This is a genomic window from Paraburkholderia sp. BR10882 (assembly GCF_040948855.1).
GTDB lineage: Bacteria > Pseudomonadota > Gammaproteobacteria > Burkholderiales > Burkholderiaceae > Paraburkholderia > Paraburkholderia nodosa_A.
The window spans coordinates 1-17,196 of record NZ_JBFPKP010000021.1; the positions used below are offsets into that span (position 1 = coordinate 1).

Genomic DNA, 17,196 nt, shown 5'->3' on the forward strand with positions numbered 1-17,196 from the left:
GGTGAAAGGAGTGCTTGCCCAGATCGATTCCAACCAGCGTCACATCCTGCATGATGGCCTCTCCAGAAAAGAAAACACCCTACAGCGTAACCCGCGTGTAGGGTGGGGGTGACCATCTCATTACCGCTCCGGGGAGCGGCTTTACTGATCTGCCGATCGACGGGCGCGAAGCCCGTTGCAATCTCAATCATCCAGCAGCGAAAGATCGCGCACGGCGCCCTTGTCTGCCGACATCACGAGCTTGGCGTAGGCCTTCAGCGCCGCCGACACCTTGCGCGGACGCGCCTTCGCCGGCTTCCAGCCCTTGGCGTTCTGCTCTTCGCGGCGGCGCGCGAGTTCGTCGTCCGAGACCAGCACGTTGATCGTGCGGTTCGGAATGTCGATGCGGATCTTGTCGCCGTCGCGCACGAGGCCGATCGCGCCGCCTGCCGCCGCTTCCGGCGAGCAATGGCCGATCGAGAGGCCCGAAGTGCCGCCCGAGAAGCGGCCGTCGGTCAGCAGTGCGCACGCCTTGCCGAGGCCCTTCGACTTGATGTAGCTCGTCGGGTAGAGCATTTCCTGCATGCCGGGGCCGCCCTTCGGCCCTTCATAGCGCACGATCACCACGTCGCCGGCCTTGACCTTGTCGGCGAGGATGTTTTCCACCGCTTCGTCCTGCGATTCGGTCACATGAGCCGTGCCTTCGAACACGAGGATGCTGTCGTCCACGCCCGCGGTCTTCACCACGCAGCCGTCGAGCGCGATGTTGCCGGTCAGCACGGCGAGGCCGCCTTCCTTCGAGAACGCGTGCTCGTACGAGCGGATGCAGCCTTCGGCGCGGTCCGAGTCGAGGCTCGGCCAGCGCGTGTTCTGGCTGAATGCGACCTGCGACGGAACGCCGGCCGGGCCAGCCATGTAGAACGTCTTGACCGCCTCGTCCTGGGTGCGCGTGATATCCCATTGCGCGAGCGCGTCGCCGAGCGTCGGCGTGTGCACGGTCGGCACGTCGGTGTGCAGCTTGCCGGCGCGCTCGAGTTCGCCCAGGATCGCCATGATGCCGCCGGCGCGGTGCACGTCTTCGATGTGGTACTTATTCGTGTTCGGCGCGACCTTGCAGAGCTGCGGCACGACGCGCGAAAGGCGGTCGATGTCGGCCATGCCGAACTCGATGCCCGCTTCCTGCGCAATGGCCAGCAAGTGGAGGATGGTGTTGGTCGAGCCGCCCATGGCGATGTCGAGTGTCATGGCGTTTTCGAACGCCTTGAAGCCCACCGAGCGCGGCAGCACGCGCTCGTCTTCCCGCTCGTAGTACTGGCGCGCGAGTTCGACGATGCGGCGGCCGGCGCGCTTGAAGAGCTGTTCGCGGTCCGCGTGCGTGGCGACCACGGTGCCGTTGCCCGGCAGCGAGAGGCCCAGCGCCTCGGTCAGGCAGTTCATCGAGTTGGCCGTGAACATGCCCGAGCACGAACCGCAGGTCGGGCAGGCCGAGCGCTCGACTTCGGCCACTTCGGCGTCGGAGTATTTGGTGTCGGCCGCGATCACCATGGCGTCGATCAGGTCGAGCTTCTTGACTTCGATGGCCTTCGTGACCGGGTTCGCGAGGCGCGTCTTGCCCGCTTCCATCGGACCGCCCGAGACGAAGATCACGGGGATGTTCAGGCGCATGGCGGCCATGAGCATGCCCGGGGTGATCTTGTCGCAGTTCGAGATGCAGACCATGGCGTCGGCGCAGTGCGCGTTGACCATGTATTCGACCGAATCCGCGATGATGTCGCGGCTCGGCAGCGAATACAGCATGCCGTCGTGGCCCATGGCGATACCGTCATCGACGGCGATCGTGTTGAATTCCTTGGCCACGCCGCCCGCGGCTTCGATTTCGCGCGCAACGAGCTGGCCGAGGTCTTTCAGGTGCACGTGGCCGGGAACGAACTGGGTGAACGAGTTGACGACCGCGATGATCGGCTTGGCGAAGTCCTCGTCTTTCATGCCGGTGGCGCGCCAGAGGGAGCGCGCACCTGCCATGTTGCGGCCGGCGGTGGAGGTTTTGGAACGGTATGCGGGCATTGTGGCTGTAGGAGAAAAATCGCAGAAAGGAAGCGGGCCACGGGATTGAGGGCCCCACGCACGCCCTTGCGAACAACCTCTTGAGCTGCGCTCTGGGCAGAACTCGTCATTATCCCACAGGGATGGGCGCCCCGCTGGATCGGCCGGCGGCGGTCGCGGGGTGCAGCTGGTACGCCCGAAGGCACCCCCCAGGCGTCGGCCGTTTTCTCAGGGTTGCCGAACCTTGCCGAATCCACCCGCCTGCACCACTATTCTTCGTCAAACCCGCGTGACGGAGAGAGCCCATGTCCCTGCAGAACATCAAGCACGTCGTTGTCGTGATGTTCGAGAACCGATCGTTCGACACAATGCTTGGCGGCTTGTACACGAACGGCAGCAGCCCCACGCATTTCCTGCCCGCGGCCAGCGCGGAACGGCCATTCGATGGGCTCACGATGGGCCTGAGCAACCCGACGAAGGCCGGCGGCACCATCGCCGCCACCATGCCGGCCTCGACGGCCACGCTGCCCGACCCCGATCCGCAGGAGACGTTCGCGAACGTGCGCGTGCAACTGCTCGGCAACGCGGCAGGCGCGACGCCCATGTCGGGCTTCGTGCAAGACTACGAAACGACCGCGACGACGGACGCGAGCCAGGTCATGCAGTGCCACAGCCCGGATCAGCTGAAGGTGCTCTCGACACTCGCGCGCGAATACGCCGTCTGCGACGCCTGGTTCGCTCCCGTGCCGAGCCAGACCTGGCCGAACCGCGCCTTCGCCCACGCGGGCACGTCGAACGGCCACGTCGACAACGGTGCGCCGCCCGACCCGTTCGACTGGCAAGTGCGCACCATCTTCAACGTGCTGGGCGACATGGGCACGAGCTGGGCCGTGTATAGCGCCGCCCTCGTCGCGCCCTCGCTCACGCTCACCATGTTCCCAACGTTATGGGATGCGAAATATAAGGCCAACTTCCAGCGCTTCAGCAACTTCATCTTCGACTGCGAGAACAACACGCTGCCGCAGTATTCGTTCATCGAGCCGCGCTTTCTGCTCGACCCCAACGACCAGCACCCGCCACACGACGTCTATGCGGGCGAGAGCTTTCTCTACGACATCTGGCACGCGTTGAGCACGTCGCCCGCATGGCCCGAAACGCTGCTGGTGATCACCTACGACGAGCACGGCGGCACCTACGACCACGTGCTGCCGCCCGCCAACGCCGTAGCGCCCGATGCCGCGAGCAATCCCGGCGACCAGAACTTCGCCTTCGACAGCTTCGGCGTACGCGTGCCGGCGGTCGTGGTGTCGCCGTATATCGCACCGGGCACCGTGTTCCGCTCACCGGGCGCCACACCCTACGACCACACGTCGATTCTCGCCACACTGCGCGACTGGCTCGGCATCGCGCCCGCCGACATGCTCGCGAGTCAGCGCGTGGCCGCCGCGCCCACGCTCGCTCCGCTGCTCACGCTGGACACGCCGCGCACCGACCTGCCGGCCATCGCCGCGCCGCCCGCTTCCGGATTCATCGCCACCAATCTCGCCCGCCCGCTCAACGACCTGCAAAAGAGTCTCGTGAGCGGCACGGCGCGGCGTTCGGGGCTCGATCCGGCAGCCACGCTCGGGACGATGTCGACGCGCCAGCACGCCGTGGACTTCTTCCACAACCTGCTCTCGTCCGACCAACCCTGAGCAGACGAGAAAACCAAAAGCCGCCTCAGGCTTCGCCCAGGCCTTCCTGTGAAATCGTCGCGAGCAGCACGTCCGAAAACGCGTTGGCGGCGAGCGTGCTCGATGCCCGCAGCCGCTTGAGCAGCGCGACGGTGCGCTGTGGCAACGCCGGCGTGACCGGCAGCGTGACGAGCCCGCGATGCTCGCGCAGCACCGCCGAAGGCAGCAGCGTGGCGAGCGTGCAGCGCCGGTCCGAAGCCGCGCCCCTTCAATAGACGTCGCGCAGGTAACGCTTGTCCCGCCCGAGTGCACTAACGTAGTCGTGCGCGGCCTCGGCGCTCATGCCGCCTTGGCCCGCCACCACCTCCCTGAGCGCCGTATCCACGTCCTTCGCCATGCGGCTTGCATCGCCGCACACGTAAAGGTGCGCCCCTTCCTGCAGCCATGCCCATAGCTGCGCGCCCTGCTCGCGCATGCGGTCCTGCACGTAGACCTTCTCGCTCTGGTCGCGCGAAAACGCGAGGTCGAGCCGGTCGAGGTGGCCGTCCTTGCGCATTTGCTCGAGTTCGTCGCGGTAGTAGAAGTCGGTGGCCGCGTGCTGCTCGCCGAAGAAGAGCCAGTTGCGGCCCGTGTCGCCGCGCGCCTGCCGCTCGTGCAGAAAGGCGCGGAAGGGAGCGACGCCCGTGCCGGGGCCGACCATGATCATCGGCGCGTCGCCGTTGCGCGGCGGCCGGAAATGCGTGCTCTTCTGCACGAACACCGGGACGCTGCCCTCCTGCGCGCGGTCCGCGAGGAAGGTCGAGGCCACGCCCTTGCGCTCGCGGCGGCCGTTGTTGTAGCGCACGGCCGAAACGGTCAGATGCACTTCGCCCGCATGGGCTTTCGGGCTCGACGAAATCGAATAGAGCCGCGGCTGCAGGCGCTTGAGCATGCCGAGCAGTTCGGGCGCGCTCATGTCGACGGGATATTCGTGGAGCACGTCGGCGAGCTGCTGGCCCCACAGCCAGTTGCGCAGATCGCCCTTGCGTGAATCGTCGAGCATCTCGGCGAGGCCCCGCGAGCGCGTGCGCGCCGCAATGAACGCGAGCGCATCGGGGCTCGGGCGCGCGATCTCGTAGTACTTGCCGAGCGCCTCGCCGAGGCGCATCTCGCCGTGGCCGCTCACGGCGACCGGCGTGTCGGCGGCGAGGCGCGTGAGGCCCAGCAACTCGTCGACAAGCGCGGGACAGTTGGTGGGCCACACGCCGAGCGCGTCGCCCGCTTCGTAGTCGAGGCCCGCCTCGCCCGTTGCGAGCGAGAAGTAGCGCGTGTCCTTCGTCGCGCCCTTCATGTTCAGGCGCACGTTCTTCAGCAGCTTCGAGGCGGCCGGACGCGTCTTCGTCGCCGCGCAGCCGGGCAGCACCTCGGGAATCGAACCGTCGGCGGGCACCGCGTGCAGCGCCGCGTCCTCCTGCTTGATGCGCACGACTATGCGCTCGAGCCAGGCGTCGGCGGCACTCTGGTATTCGCTGTCGCAATCCACGCGCTCCATGAGACGCCTGGCGCCCAGCGCTTCGAGGCGCGCGTCAAGCTTGCGCCCGTGACCGCAGAACGCGTCGTAGTTGCGGTCGCCGAAGGCGAGCACGGAAAAGCGCAGCGAGCCGAGGCGCGGCGCGTTGTCCGCCGCGAGCGCACTCCAGAAGGCCGCACCGTTGTCGGGCGCGTCGCCGTCGCCGAACGTGCTCGTCATCAGGAGGACGTATTGCACCTTGGCGAGGCTCCCGAGCGGGTAATCGGCCATGCAGGCCGTGCGAATCTCGAAGCCCGACTCCATCAGTTGCGTCGCGTATTGCTCGACGAGCGATTCGACGTTGCCCGTCTGCGAGGCCCACAGCAGCACGACCTTGGGGCGCGTATGGGCGATGCGCACGCCATGCGGCTTTTCTTCCGGTGCACCCGGCACGGCGGGCGCAGCCGTGCGCGCGACAGGCTCGCCGCGGCTGAAGAGGCCCGCCAGCAGTCCGTCCAGCCACACGCGTGTGTCGGCGGGAAACGGCGCGTGCGCGGGCAGCATGGGCACGCCAACGGGCTCGGCCGCCCGCAACGCGCGCAGGCCGCCGACAAAGCCCGCGAGATACTGGCGTTGCGCGTCGTCCAGCTGCGGCGCAGCGACGTCGTCGAGACCGAGTAGCGTCGAAAAGGCATCGATACGGGACATGTCGAGTTCCTGAGACGGGTTGGCGGTTTTCGGCGCGCTGGCGTCGAACGCGCCCGACGCAACGGCGGCATCGGTGCCATCCGGTACGCGCGCGGTCTCGCGCGGCGCGGATGGCGGGCCGACGCGCGAGAGCGCGACCGCGCAGAATTTCAATTCGGGCTGCTGGGAAATCGGGTCGATCGCGTCGCTCGTGACCGCGTTCACGCAAAGCTCCTCGCCATACACGTCGTTCCAGTGCATCGGCGCGAAGCAGTTGCCGGGACGCACACGCTCGGTCACCACGGCGGGCAACACCACGCGGCCGCGGCGCGAGCGCACTTCCACGCGGTCCTTCGCGGCAATGCCGAGCGCGGCGGCATCCTCGGGATGAATCTCGACGAACGGGCCCGGGTTGAGCTTGTTGAGCATCGGCACCTTGCCGGTCTTCGTCATGGTGTGCCACTGGTGCTGCAGGCGACCCGTGTTGAATACGACCGGGAACGTGCCATCGGGCAGTTCGGCAGGCGCAACATGCGGACGCGCGAAGAACACGCCCTTGCCGTGCGGCGTGGCGAATGCGATGCGAGGGCGCGTGCCGTCGACGTTTTCCCTGAGCGTTTGGCTCACGCCGTCGTTCACATAGCGCAGCGGGTTGCGATCGCTCGCGGCATCCGGCGCGATGGGCCATTGCAGCGAGGTTTCGCGCAATTTCGCGTAGCTCGCGCCGCGCAGGTCGTAGCCCGTCTTCGGGTTCGCGAAGCGCGTGATTTCGTCGAACACCTCGGCGGCGCTCGCGTAGCTGAACGCCTGCGCAAAACCCATCTCGCAGGCCACGCGCGCGATGATCTGCCAGTCGGGCAGCGCCTCGCCCGGCGGCTCGACGGCCTGCTGCATGAGCGTCATGTTGCGCTCGGAGTTGATCATCACGCCCTCGGCCTCGGCCCAGAGCGCGCCGGGCAGCAGCACGTCGGCGTACTGATTCGTTTCGGTGTCCAGAAAAGCGTCCTGGGCGATCACCAGTTCGGCGGCCCTCAGGCCCGCTACCACCGTTTGGCGGTTCGCAACGCTCGCCACCGGGTTCGTGCAGATGATCCAGCACGCCTTGATCTCGCCCGCGGCCATGCGCGAAAACATGTCGATGGTGCCGCCACCCACTTTCACGGGCAGCGTGCCGGGCGCCACGCCCCACGCCGCTTCGACGAACGCGCGGTCTTCTTGCGCGAGCACCGTGCGCTGGCCGGGCAAGCCGGGTCCCATGTAGCCCATCTCGCGCCCGCCCATGGCGTTGGGCTGCCCCGTGAGCGAGAACGGTCCGCTGCCGGGACGGCAAATCTTGCCAGTCGCGAGATGCAGGTTGCAGATCGCGTTCGTGCTCCACGTGCCGTGCGTGCTCTGGTTCAGGCCCATGGTCCAGCAGCTCATCCACTCGGGCGCCTCGCCGATCATCTGCGCGGCGCGGCGAATGTCGTCGACGGCGAGACCCGTGATTTCAGCGACCTTTTCCGGCGTGTAGTCGTCGAGGAACGCGGGCATCGCGTCCCATCCTTCGGTGTGCTGTGCAATGAAGTCCGCATCGGAGTGGCCGTTCCTGTGCAGCAGGTGCAGCAGGCCATTGAGCAGCGCGAGATCGGTGCCCGGCGCGATCTGCAGGAACAGCGACGCCTTCTCGGCGGTCGCCGTGCGGCGCGGGTCCACGACGATGAGCTTCGCGCCCGCCTTCACGCGCTCCATCATGCGCAGGAACAGGATCGGATGACAGTCCGCCATGTTCGCGCCGATCACGAAGAAGAGGTCGGCGCGGTCGAAGTCCTGATAGGAACCCGGCGGCCCGTCTGCGCCGAGCGAGAGCTTGTAGCCGCTGCCCGCGCTCGCCATGCACAGGCGCGAGTTCGACTCGATGTTGTTGGTGCGCACGAAGCCTTTGGCGAGCTTGTTCACGAGGTACTGCGCCTCGATCGACATCTGCCCGGAAACGTAGAACGAGAGCGCGTCGGGGCCGTGCGCATCAAGCGTCGAGCGCAGCCGGCGCGCCGTATCGGCGATCGCCTGCGCGAGCGGCAGCGGCACCGGGTCCTCGTCGCGGGCGTGGCGCACGAAGGCACGCTCGAGGCGCCCCGACTTGCGCAGCGCCACGTGCGCCGACGAACCCTTCGTGCAGAGGCGGCCGAAGTTGGTCGGATGCTCGGCGTCGCCGGAAATCTTCGCGACCTGGCCGTCCTCGACGTGCAGGACCATCCCGCAGCCTACGCCGCAGTACGGGCAAACGCTCTTTACGCTCTCGCTGCTCATGCGGTCGATCGATATCAGCTTGAAACAGATTCGGGGCGCGCGGCGCATCCTGCACGCCGCGAGTTTGTCACTTCATTCTGGCAATCAGGCGGCAATCCAAACCTGACCGTTTTCCACGCGCGCGGGGAACGCATTGACCGAATGCTGGGGCGCCTCGATGCACTCGCCGGTGGACAGATCGAAGTGATGCTTGTAGATGGGCGAGGCCACCACGACGCGCTCGCCAAAGCTGCCCACGAGCCCGCGCGAGAGCACGGCCGCGTGCGAGTTCGGATCGTAGTTGCCGATGGCGTACACGCGCGCGTCGCCGTCGTCGACATGAAACACGGCGACCTGCTCGCCTTTAACGAGCGCACACACGCCGGTGTTCGGCACGATGTCGTCGAGCGTGCAGACGGGAACCCAGTTGCCTTGACTATGTTCGTTGCTCATTTCGTACTCCTCGGTTCGATGAAAGGGAATCAGACGGCTTCGACGACGACGGGAATGCCGGACAGCGCCTCATGTCGCTCGTATCGCGGCGCCGCTTGCGGGACCTGCGTGCGCTCCTCGGGCGTAGCCGGACGAATCTGGCCGCGCTCTTCGATGAAGGTGACGTGCTGGTCGCCCGCATCGCTATTGACGAAGTGGCGAAAGCGGCGACGCGTTTCAGGATCGGTCACGGCCTTCTTCCATTCGCATTCGTAGGTGTCCACCACGAGCTGCATTTCCGCTTCGAGTTCGGCGCCGAGTCCCAGCTTGTCGTGCACGACCACGTCGATCAGATAGTCGAGGCCGCCTTCGAGGTTGTCGCGCCACACGCTCGTGCGCTGCAGGCGGTCGGCCGTGCGCACGTAGAACATGAGGAAACGATCGACGTAGCGCACCAGGGTAGCCTGATCGAGATCGGCGGCGAGCAGTTCCGCGTGGCGCGGCTTCATGCCGCCGTTGCCGCACACGTAGAGGTTCCAGCCCTTCTCGGTGGCGATGATGCCGACGTCCTTGCCTTGCGCCTCCGCGCATTCGCGCGTGCAGCCCGAGACGCCGAACTTGATCTTGTGCGGCGCGCGCAGACCCTTGTAGCGGTTCTCGAGTTCGATCGCGAAGCCCACCGAGTCGCCCACGCCGTAGCGGCACCACGTCGAGCCCACGCACGACTTCACGGTGCGCAGGGCCTTGCCGTATGCGTGCCCCGATTCGAAGCCGGCGGCGATCAGTTCTTCCCAGACGAAAGGCAACTGCTCGACGCGCGCACCAAAGAGGTCCACGCGCTGGCCGCCCGTGATCTTCGTGTACAGGCCGTACTTCTTCGCCACCTGACCCACGGCGATGAGGCCCTCCGGCGTGACCTCGCCGCCCGGCATGCGCGGCACCACCGAATACGTGCCGTCGCGCTGAATGTTGGCGAGGTAGTAGTCGTTCGAATCCTGCAGGCTCGCGTGCTCCTTCTTCAGCACGAATTCGTTCCAGCAGGACGCCAGAATCCCGGCCACGGCCGGCTTGCAGATATCGCAGCCCAGCCCTTTGCCATGCTTCGCGAGCAGTTCGCCGAAGGTCTTGATGCCCTCCACGCGCACGAGGTGATACAGCTCCTGGCGCGAATAGTGGAAGTGCTCGCAAAGGTGATTATTGACGGCGAGCCCCTGGCGCTTCATCTCCGACTTCATGATCTGCGTGACGAGCGGCACGCAGCCGCCGCACGACGTGCCGGCGTTGCACGCCCCCTTCACCGCGGCGATGGTCGTCGCGCCTTCCTGGACGGCCGCGCAGATTTGCGCCTTCGACACGTTGTTGCACGAGCAGATCTGTGCGGCGTCGGGCAGCGCTTCCACGCCGATCGCGGGCTTGGCCTTGCCGTCGGCCTGCGGCAGGATCATGAATTCGGGCGACTCGGGCAACTCGATGCCGTTGAGCATCATCTGCAGCAGCGTGCCGTATTCGCTCGCGTCGCCCACCATCACCGCGCCGAGCAGCTTCTTGCCGCAATCGGACACGACGATCTTCTTGTAGACCTGGCGGCGCTCGTCGGCGTAGCGGTAGGAACGGCTGCCGGGCGTCTTGCCGTGCGCGTCGCCGATGCTCGCCACGTCCACGCCCATCAGCTTGAGCTTGGTGCTCATGTCGGCGCCCGCGAAGCTCGATGCCTCGCCCGTCAGCGCCCTGGCGGCGATGCGCGCCATGTCGTAACCGGGGGCGACGAGGCCGAAGATCTGCCCCTGCCAGAGGGCACATTCGCCGATGGCGTAGATGTTCGCGTCGCTCGTACGGCACTGGTCGTCGATCACGATGCCGCCGCGCGCGCCGATTTCGAGGCCGCAGGCGCGGGCGATTTCGTCGCGCGGGCGAATGCCGGCCGAAAACACGATCATGTCGGCATCGAGGTGCGTGCCGTCGGCGAACTGCATGCGGTTGGCGGCCGTTGCGCCGTCTACCGTTTTGCCATCCACGATCGCCAGCGTGTTCTTCTGCGTGTGCACGCTCACGCCGAGTTCTTCGATCTTGCCGCGCAGCATGCGGCCGCCGTCGTCGTCGACCTGCACCGCCATCAGGCGCGGCGCGAATTCCACCACGTGCGTCTCGAGGCCCAGGTCGCGCAGGGCCTTTGCGCATTCGAGACCGAGCAGACCGCCGCCCACCACTACACCCGACTTCGCGCTCGCGCCGCGCGCCTGCATCGCTTCGAGATCGTCAATGGTTCGGTAGACGAAGCAATCGGCGCGATCGTTGCCCGCAATGGGCGGCACGAACGCCGAGGAGCCGGTGGCCAGCACGAGCTTGTCATACGAAAGCGTCTCGCCGTTGGACACCTCGATGGTGTGCGCTTCGCGATCGATCGACACCGCCTTCGCGTTCAGCACGAGACGCACATTCTCGCGATCGAAGAAGCCGGGCGCTACGAGCGAGAGATCGCCCGCCGACTTGCCTGCGAAGAATTCGGAGAGGTGCACGCGGTCGTACGCGGGGCGCGGTTCCTCGCAGAGCACGGTCACGCGCGCGTTGGGCGCGCCGTCCGCAAGGATGCACTCGAGAAATTTGTGGCCCACCATGCCGTGGCCGACGACGACGATCTCCATCGCGGCCGAGCTGTTCACTTCGTTCGTTGCTTGCACCATGCTGAGCCCCTGCCAATAAAAAAGGCGTCCCGCGATTCCAGCTTGCGCGAAGCCAGATTCGGGGGACGCCGTTGTCCTGAATACGAAACCCTTGTGCGCCGCGCTACTGCTTGCGGCCGAATCCTCATTGATTCGCGTGGCACTTGCTGCGAAGCAATACGCAAGCACTGTGCCAATCTGCGCGCATTCCGTGCAAACGCCCCGTCCGGCGGAGTTCGGCGGCTGGTGAGCGGGGCGTCCGCCACAACGCCCGCGCGCGCATCGTGATGCAGGCCAGCACAAGATTGGTGCCCTGCAGCACATTGACTGTGCGCCCTGGGCGTGCAGGTTGCGGCGTCGTCGATTGTGGCCGGCGCCCACGGACGGGCGGCGCGAGCGCGCGTAAATTGGTCTGGAACTTGCTTGCGCCTGAGCGCCCGGCAACGTTGCCGGGCATGCAACCTGAGGCCGCGCTTCGCGCCTCGACTCGAACACACCGGACAATGGCGTCCCCTCGTCGCAAGCGGCGAGCGGACGCCATTTGTCTTATGGCGCTGCCCATGCGGTGCGCCAATACAAAGGAAGACGACGATGATGACGGGCAACGAAGGCAAGGTCACGCTGGTGAGCGCAGGTCCGGGCGATCTCGACCTGCTCACCCTGAAGGCGGCGAAGGTGCTCGCGAGCGCCGACGTCGTGCTGCTCGACGATCTCGTGAATCCGGAAATCGTCACGCTCGCGCCGCAGGCCCGCGTGATCCGCGTGGGCAAGCGCGGCGGCTGCCGGTCCACGCCACAGGCCTTCATCGAGCGGCTGATGCAGCGCTACGCGCGCCGCGGCTTGCACGTAGTGCGGGCGAAAGGCGGCGACGCGCTGCTGTTCGGCCGCGCAGGGGAAGAACTCGCGGCGCTGCGCCGGGCGGGCGTGAGGGTGGAAATCGTGAACGGGGTGTCCTCGGCGTTCGCGGCAGCGGCGGGACTCGGCGTGTCGCTCACGCATCGCGATCATTGCCAGGGCGTGATCTTCGTGACTGCGCACCTGCGCGACCACAGCGAACCGGACTGGAACGCGCTCGCCGCGACGGGCATGACGCTCGCCATCTATATGGGCATGAGCCGCATCGAGTCGCTGTGCGCAACGCTCGTGGGCGCGCTGCCCACAACGACGCCCGCCGCCGTCGTGCAGTGGGCGGGCAGCGCGAACGAGCGGCGCGTCACGGGCACGCTCGGCACGATCGCAGCGCATGCTCGTGCAGCAGGCCTCGGCAGCCCCGCCATCATCCTCGTCGGCCACGCGATTGGCGAGGCGGCTTCGTTCGCGATTTCGCCTGCGTCGTTCGGCGTGCATTCGCACGAATCGAGTATCGAAGAGCTGCGTCGACGCGCGTAAACGCGTTGGCGGCCCGACGCTCACGCGCGGGCCGCATCCTGCTAACGACCCAGTTCTCAGTTGCTTGCGCTCGCCTGGGCGCCCTGCACGACGGCCTGGGCCATCGCCGGCTCCTGGGGCAGCGCCCATTCGAGCCAGCGTGCGCGATGCAGCACCACGAGTCCGAATGCGGCCGCCGCGATCACGCCGAACGTCGCGAAGCCCATCTGGTAGCTGCCGGTGCTCTCCTTGGCGATGCCCATGATGACCGGCAGATAGAAGCCGCCGATCCCCCCCGCCGCGCCGATGATGCCCGACATCAGCCCGGTGCGGCCCTGCCAGCGGCGCGGGACGAGCTGGAACGTCGCGCCGTTGCCGAGACCGAAGCACACGTAGGTGAAGGCGAGCAGCGCAATGCCCGCGGCGAACGGCGGCATCCACAGCGCGAATGCGAAGTCGCACACCGAGATCGCGGCAAGCAGCACCACGAGTGCGCGCACGCCCGAAATGCGATCCGCGATCAGGCCGCCGAGCGGGCGCACCATCGCACCGGTCAGCGCGAGCAGCGACATCATCACGCCGGCTTCGAGCTTGGGCACCTGGTAGAGCGAAATCAGCAGCGTCGAGACATAGGACGACATGCCGACGAAGCCGCCGAACGTGATGCTGTACACGAGCATCACGACCCACGTGTCGCCTTCGGTCAGTACCGCGCGATAGTGGCGCGGCAACACGGCGATGGCGAGCAGCGCGCCGAGCACCGGCAGCAGCAGAACACCGGTCTTGCCCGCGCCGAACAAGCCTGCATGCACGGCAAGCACGAGCGCGATCAAACCGGCGAGCGTGATGCCGAACGAGCGCAACGCCTGCGGCGCGCTGCCGGACTTCTGGCCGAGATCGCGAGCCCAGAAGATCACTGCCGTCGCGGCGAGCGCGAGCAGCGGGAGCGCCGCGCCCGTGGCGCGCGCCCATCCATAGTGGCTCGCGAGGCCCGGGAAGAGGAAGCCGTCGAGCACGGCGCCAATATTGCCGGCCGCGGCGAGGCCGAGCACGAGGCCCTGCACCTTCGGCGGATAGTTGCTGCCCGCCATGGGCAGCGCCACGGCGAAGCTCGCGCCGCCCACGCCGAGCAGCACGCCGAGCACGAGCAGCAAGGTATAGGACGGCGTGCCCGGCATCATCAGCAGCACGGCGGCGGGAATGGCGGAAAGCGCGATGCCCATCAGCGCGACACGGCGGCCGTCGTAGGCCTGATAGAGATTGCCGAGCGTCACGCGCAGAATCGCCGCGCCGAGCACCGGCACGGCCACGAGCAGGCCCAGTTCGCCCGGCGTCATCGCAATGTCCTTCTGGATGAACGGCGCGAGCGGGCCGAACATCACCCACACCGTGAAGCCGGTGTCGAAGTACAGGAAGCACGCGACGAGCGCGCGCCAGTTACCGCTCTTGAGCGAACTTACCAGGTCTTTCACGAGGTTCTCCCCAATAGTGGATCTCAACCCGCCAGGCGGGCATGCATCCGTTGATTTCGGAATCCAGAATGTCTTTCGGGCGCACTATTGTGCGTTTCGGGCTTGCCGACCACGCCCTGCACGAGCCTGTCCATTTCGCCTATTACGTGCGCGAGTTCCGCCGTGATCACCGCGAATTCGCGGCCGAACTGGCCGGCGCGAGCGGCAGCCACCCGTGCATTGAGCGCGACGATGTTCGCGCGCAGTGAAATGGCAGCGAGTTCGTCGACAATGCCGGCCTGGCGCTTCGCCGCGGCGGCTTCCACACTACGCAGTTCGTCCTGGTACGCCTGGGTCAGCGCTTGCAACAGTTCGAGCAGCGGCGTGGCGGCAGCGGTGAGTTCCGTCACGGCTGCCTCGCACCCGCTATCGGCCGCTGCGAATTGGACTGAGCGCTCGAGGCACGCGCAGGCGTGGGCAGCGAGTTGCATGAACGCGCGTATACGCTCGTCGGCCTTGCGCGCGCCGAAGTAGAGTTCGCGCAACGCCGTCGAGAACACGCCGGGAAAATGATCGTCACCGTCTACTAGCCGCGTGTGCGAAGCCGCGAACGTGTCGAGGCAGTCGCGCGCGACGACGAGCGCGGCCGTGTCGCCGCGCAAGCCGAGCAGCGCATGCAGGACCACGCGCTGCGAGAGCATGCGCTGGCGCCCGGCCAGATTGATGAGTTCGCCGACGATTTCCGCAGAGATGTCAGGTATCGGTTCCTGCATGGTCATCTTTAGTTGTCCAAATCGCATCGCCAGGTGTTTGTCAGAACCACGGCGTTTGTGCGACGCGCATAAAAAAAGCGTCCCGAAGCGCACCCGCCACGCACGCTGTGCCGTGGAGTGCCGCTTCGGGACGCCGTTGCCCCGCACGATCGAATGATCCCGCGCACCGCGGGACGATGATGCAATTCATTGGAGCCGTCATTGGCTCCGGTAGCGACAAAGCAATAGGTATGCCACCCGCCCCACATGCAAACCGCGCGCCCCGCATAACGCCCGGCTGGCGCGGGTTTCACGGCCCACGCAGGGTGCGTAGCTCGCGAAACGGCGACCGACTGCGCACCACCAATCGTGTGCTTCAGGTGACTGCTGCTGGTGCACTGCAACGAAGCCCCGCACCATCGCCGGGCACTATCTTGCCCTCCGGCGCTACCGCACTACTCTGTAAACATGGATGGGTGGGCCGCGCCAGCGCTCATGCGCAACGCCGGCCTGGGAGGTGCATCATGAAGGCAACCGCAATCGCCCTCACGCTCGCATGGGGCGCCGTCAGCCTTGGAGGGCTCGTTATCCCGTCTGCGGCGAGCGCCGCGAATCAAGCGACGATTGCTATCGTCTCCGGCACCTACGGCAGCAACTGCGGCGCGCCACACGGCAATGTCACGCGCGATCTCGCCGCGCACTGTGACGGTTTGCGAACCTGCAGCTATCCGGTGTCGATGGTCGCCGCGCAGTCAGACGGCTGTCGCAATGACTATCTCGCCGAGTGGCGCTGCGGCGGTCATGAATTCCACAACGCCGCACTGGCTCCCGGTGCGGGCGACGGCGATCGACTCATTCTCAGTTGCGAGCCTTCGAGTGGTCCGGGGCATTGAGGCCTGCAAACAAGAATCAGAATCAGAAACGCAACCCGCGCATGACGCCATTTTCAGCGCATTGCTAACCACTTTTTGCGCCGGTCCAAAGCGGGCCGCGCGTTCATTGTCCCTTTTCAGTGCGTGTAATAGACTCAATTCGACGACGCGCTCCGCACAACTCACAGGCGACTGCAAACATCGTACAGTCTTGCTCCCTGTCACGGGGTCATGTCAGGAAGGAGCGCAACGTCGGCGGACAGTTTCTCGTACTACCTGGAATTCCGGCGGGCCTCGCCGGAACGCGATAGGAGCCTGGGCGCGTCTGGATTGCACGCCCGGTCAGCGAGGAGACACAAACGATGCTGCTGCCCACTAGATCAACGCCGAAGGCGCAGTCCCGGGATTTGCTCGATGTCCTGATTCGCGCCGCGCTCATTGCCGTCCTGGCGATGTTCTGCTTTCGCATCTTCGCCCCGTTCCTCGACCTCATGGTGTGGTCCGTGATTCTCGCGGTCACGCTCTATCCGCTGCAAACGAAGCTGCAGCGCAGCTTCCCTCACAAGGATGGACTCATCGCCACGCTCATCATTCTCCTGGCGTTCGCCGTGATCCTCGCACCCACCTGGCTGCTCGGTGTCGCCGTCGCCGATTCGATCGAACATGCCATGAGCGTCGCGAAGGGGGGCACGTTTCATATCCCGCCTCCCGCCGACTCGATCGCTCACTGGCCAATCGTCGGTCAGCGCGTATACGACTTCTGGATGCAGGCGTCGACCGACATCGCCGGTCTCGTGCAGCGGTTCGCGCCGCAACTGAAGGCGGCTGGCCTTGCGCTGCTCGGCACGATCACCGGGCTTGGCGCCGCGCTGCTGATTTTCTTCGTAGCCCTGATCGTTGCAGGCATTCTCATGGCCCACGGCGAGTCGGGCTATCGCAGTACGGTGCAGATCGCGTCGCGCGTTTCCGGCCCGGAAAACGGCCCGCAAATCGCCGACCTTTGCACTGCCACGATTCGCGCCGTCGCCCAGGGCGTGGTGGGCATCGCGTTCATCCAGATGGTGTTGATCGGCGTCGGCTTTATCGTGATGGGCATTCCCGGCGCAGGCCTGCTCGCGCTGGCCGTGCTGCTGATCGGCATCATGCAGCTGCCCGCCACCCTCATTACCGTGCCCGTCATTATCTTCGTGATCATGACGCAGGGCGTGAGCACGGCGACCATCGTCTTCGCCGTTTACGAGTTCGTCGCCGGTCTCGCCGACAATGTACTCAAGCCGCTGCTGCTTGGCCGCGGCGTGGCCGTGCCGATGCCCGTGGTGCTGATCGGCGCGATTGGCGGCATGGTCACGGGCGGCGTAGTCGGCCTTTTCATCGGCCCGGTGATGCTCGCCGTCGGCTATCAACTGTTCTGGCGCTGGGTGAAAGACCAGCCGCAAGCCGAGCACGCACGAGAAGAACAGCAGGCTTGAGCCGCGAGGCCGCCCTGTGATCCTCTGCGAGCGCCCTTACTGGCTCCCGCTCG

Annotated in this window: 11 protein-coding genes; 4 read left to right on the plus strand and 7 right to left on the minus strand. The window is 66.3% G+C overall.

Features of this window, described 5'->3' with window-relative positions; genetic code table 11:
* Nucleotides 1–183 precede the first annotated feature (183 nt).
* The gene (gene ilvD / locus AB3X99_RS33860; protein ID WP_368619459.1) at nt 184–2,043 is read right to left on the minus strand and encodes a dihydroxy-acid dehydratase; all 1,860 of its coding nucleotides are present in this window, start codon (nt 2,041–2,043) and stop codon (nt 184–186) included.
* A gap of 284 nt (nt 2,044–2,327) precedes the next feature.
* Here ilvD and AB3X99_RS33865 point away from each other — a divergent pair, with 284 nt between their 5' ends.
* Nucleotides 2,328–3,716, plus strand: a complete 1,389-nt coding sequence (locus AB3X99_RS33865; RefSeq protein WP_368619460.1) for an alkaline phosphatase family protein — start codon at nt 2,328–2,330, stop codon at nt 3,714–3,716.
* Between the two features lie 25 nt (nt 3,717–3,741).
* Here the strand turns inward: AB3X99_RS33865 and AB3X99_RS33870 are convergent, their stop codons facing one another.
* The 4 genes from AB3X99_RS33870 to nirB form a co-directional block, all read right to left on the minus strand.
* Nucleotides 3,742–3,909, minus strand: coding sequence for a hypothetical protein (locus tag AB3X99_RS33870; RefSeq protein ID WP_368619461.1), 168 nt, complete (start codon nt 3,907–3,909; stop codon nt 3,742–3,744).
* A gap of 54 nt (nt 3,910–3,963) precedes the next feature.
* Nucleotides 3,964–8,160 (minus strand): molybdopterin-dependent oxidoreductase, encoded by a 4,197-nt coding sequence (locus tag AB3X99_RS33875; RefSeq protein ID WP_368619462.1) that lies wholly within the window; start codon nt 8,158–8,160, stop codon nt 3,964–3,966.
* An 84-nt stretch (nt 8,161–8,244) separates the two neighbouring features.
* On the minus strand, nt 8,245–8,592 hold the full coding sequence (gene nirD, locus AB3X99_RS33880) for a nitrite reductase small subunit NirD (RefSeq protein WP_069266789.1): 348 nt from the start codon (nt 8,590–8,592) through the stop codon (nt 8,245–8,247).
* Between the two features lie 29 nt (nt 8,593–8,621).
* On the minus strand, nt 8,622–11,213 hold the full coding sequence (gene nirB / locus AB3X99_RS33885; protein WP_368619521.1) for a nitrite reductase large subunit NirB: 2,592 nt from the start codon (nt 11,211–11,213) through the stop codon (nt 8,622–8,624).
* 612 nt (nt 11,214–11,825) lie between these two features.
* Between nirB and cobA the strand changes: the two genes are divergently transcribed.
* The gene (gene cobA, locus AB3X99_RS33890; protein ID WP_368619522.1) at nt 11,826–12,620 is read left to right on the plus strand and encodes a uroporphyrinogen-III C-methyltransferase; all 795 of its coding nucleotides are present in this window, start codon (nt 11,826–11,828) and stop codon (nt 12,618–12,620) included.
* A 56-nt stretch (nt 12,621–12,676) separates the two neighbouring features.
* Here cobA and AB3X99_RS33895 read toward each other — a convergent pair whose 3' ends face one another.
* Together AB3X99_RS33895 and AB3X99_RS33900 are read right to left on the minus strand one after the other, a co-directional pair.
* Complete coding sequence (locus tag AB3X99_RS33895) at nt 12,677–14,071, minus strand: MFS transporter (RefSeq protein WP_368619463.1); 1,395 nt, start codon at nt 14,069–14,071, stop codon at nt 12,677–12,679.
* Between the two features lie 23 nt (nt 14,072–14,094).
* Nucleotides 14,095–14,829, minus strand: coding sequence for a type IV pili methyl-accepting chemotaxis transducer N-terminal domain-containing protein (locus tag AB3X99_RS33900; RefSeq protein WP_342950049.1), 735 nt, complete (start codon nt 14,827–14,829; stop codon nt 14,095–14,097).
* Between the two features lie 497 nt (nt 14,830–15,326).
* Here AB3X99_RS33900 and AB3X99_RS33905 point away from each other — a divergent pair, with 497 nt between their 5' ends.
* Together AB3X99_RS33905 and AB3X99_RS33910 are read left to right on the plus strand one after the other, a co-directional pair.
* Nucleotides 15,327–15,695: a hypothetical protein gene (locus tag AB3X99_RS33905; protein WP_256094897.1), complete on the plus strand. Its 369-nt coding sequence runs from the start codon at nt 15,327–15,329 to the stop codon at nt 15,693–15,695.
* A gap of 341 nt (nt 15,696–16,036) precedes the next feature.
* Nucleotides 16,037–17,143 (plus strand): AI-2E family transporter, encoded by a 1,107-nt coding sequence (locus AB3X99_RS33910; RefSeq protein ID WP_342950051.1) that lies wholly within the window; start codon nt 16,037–16,039, stop codon nt 17,141–17,143.
* The last annotated feature ends 53 nt before the right edge of the window (nt 17,144–17,196 follow it).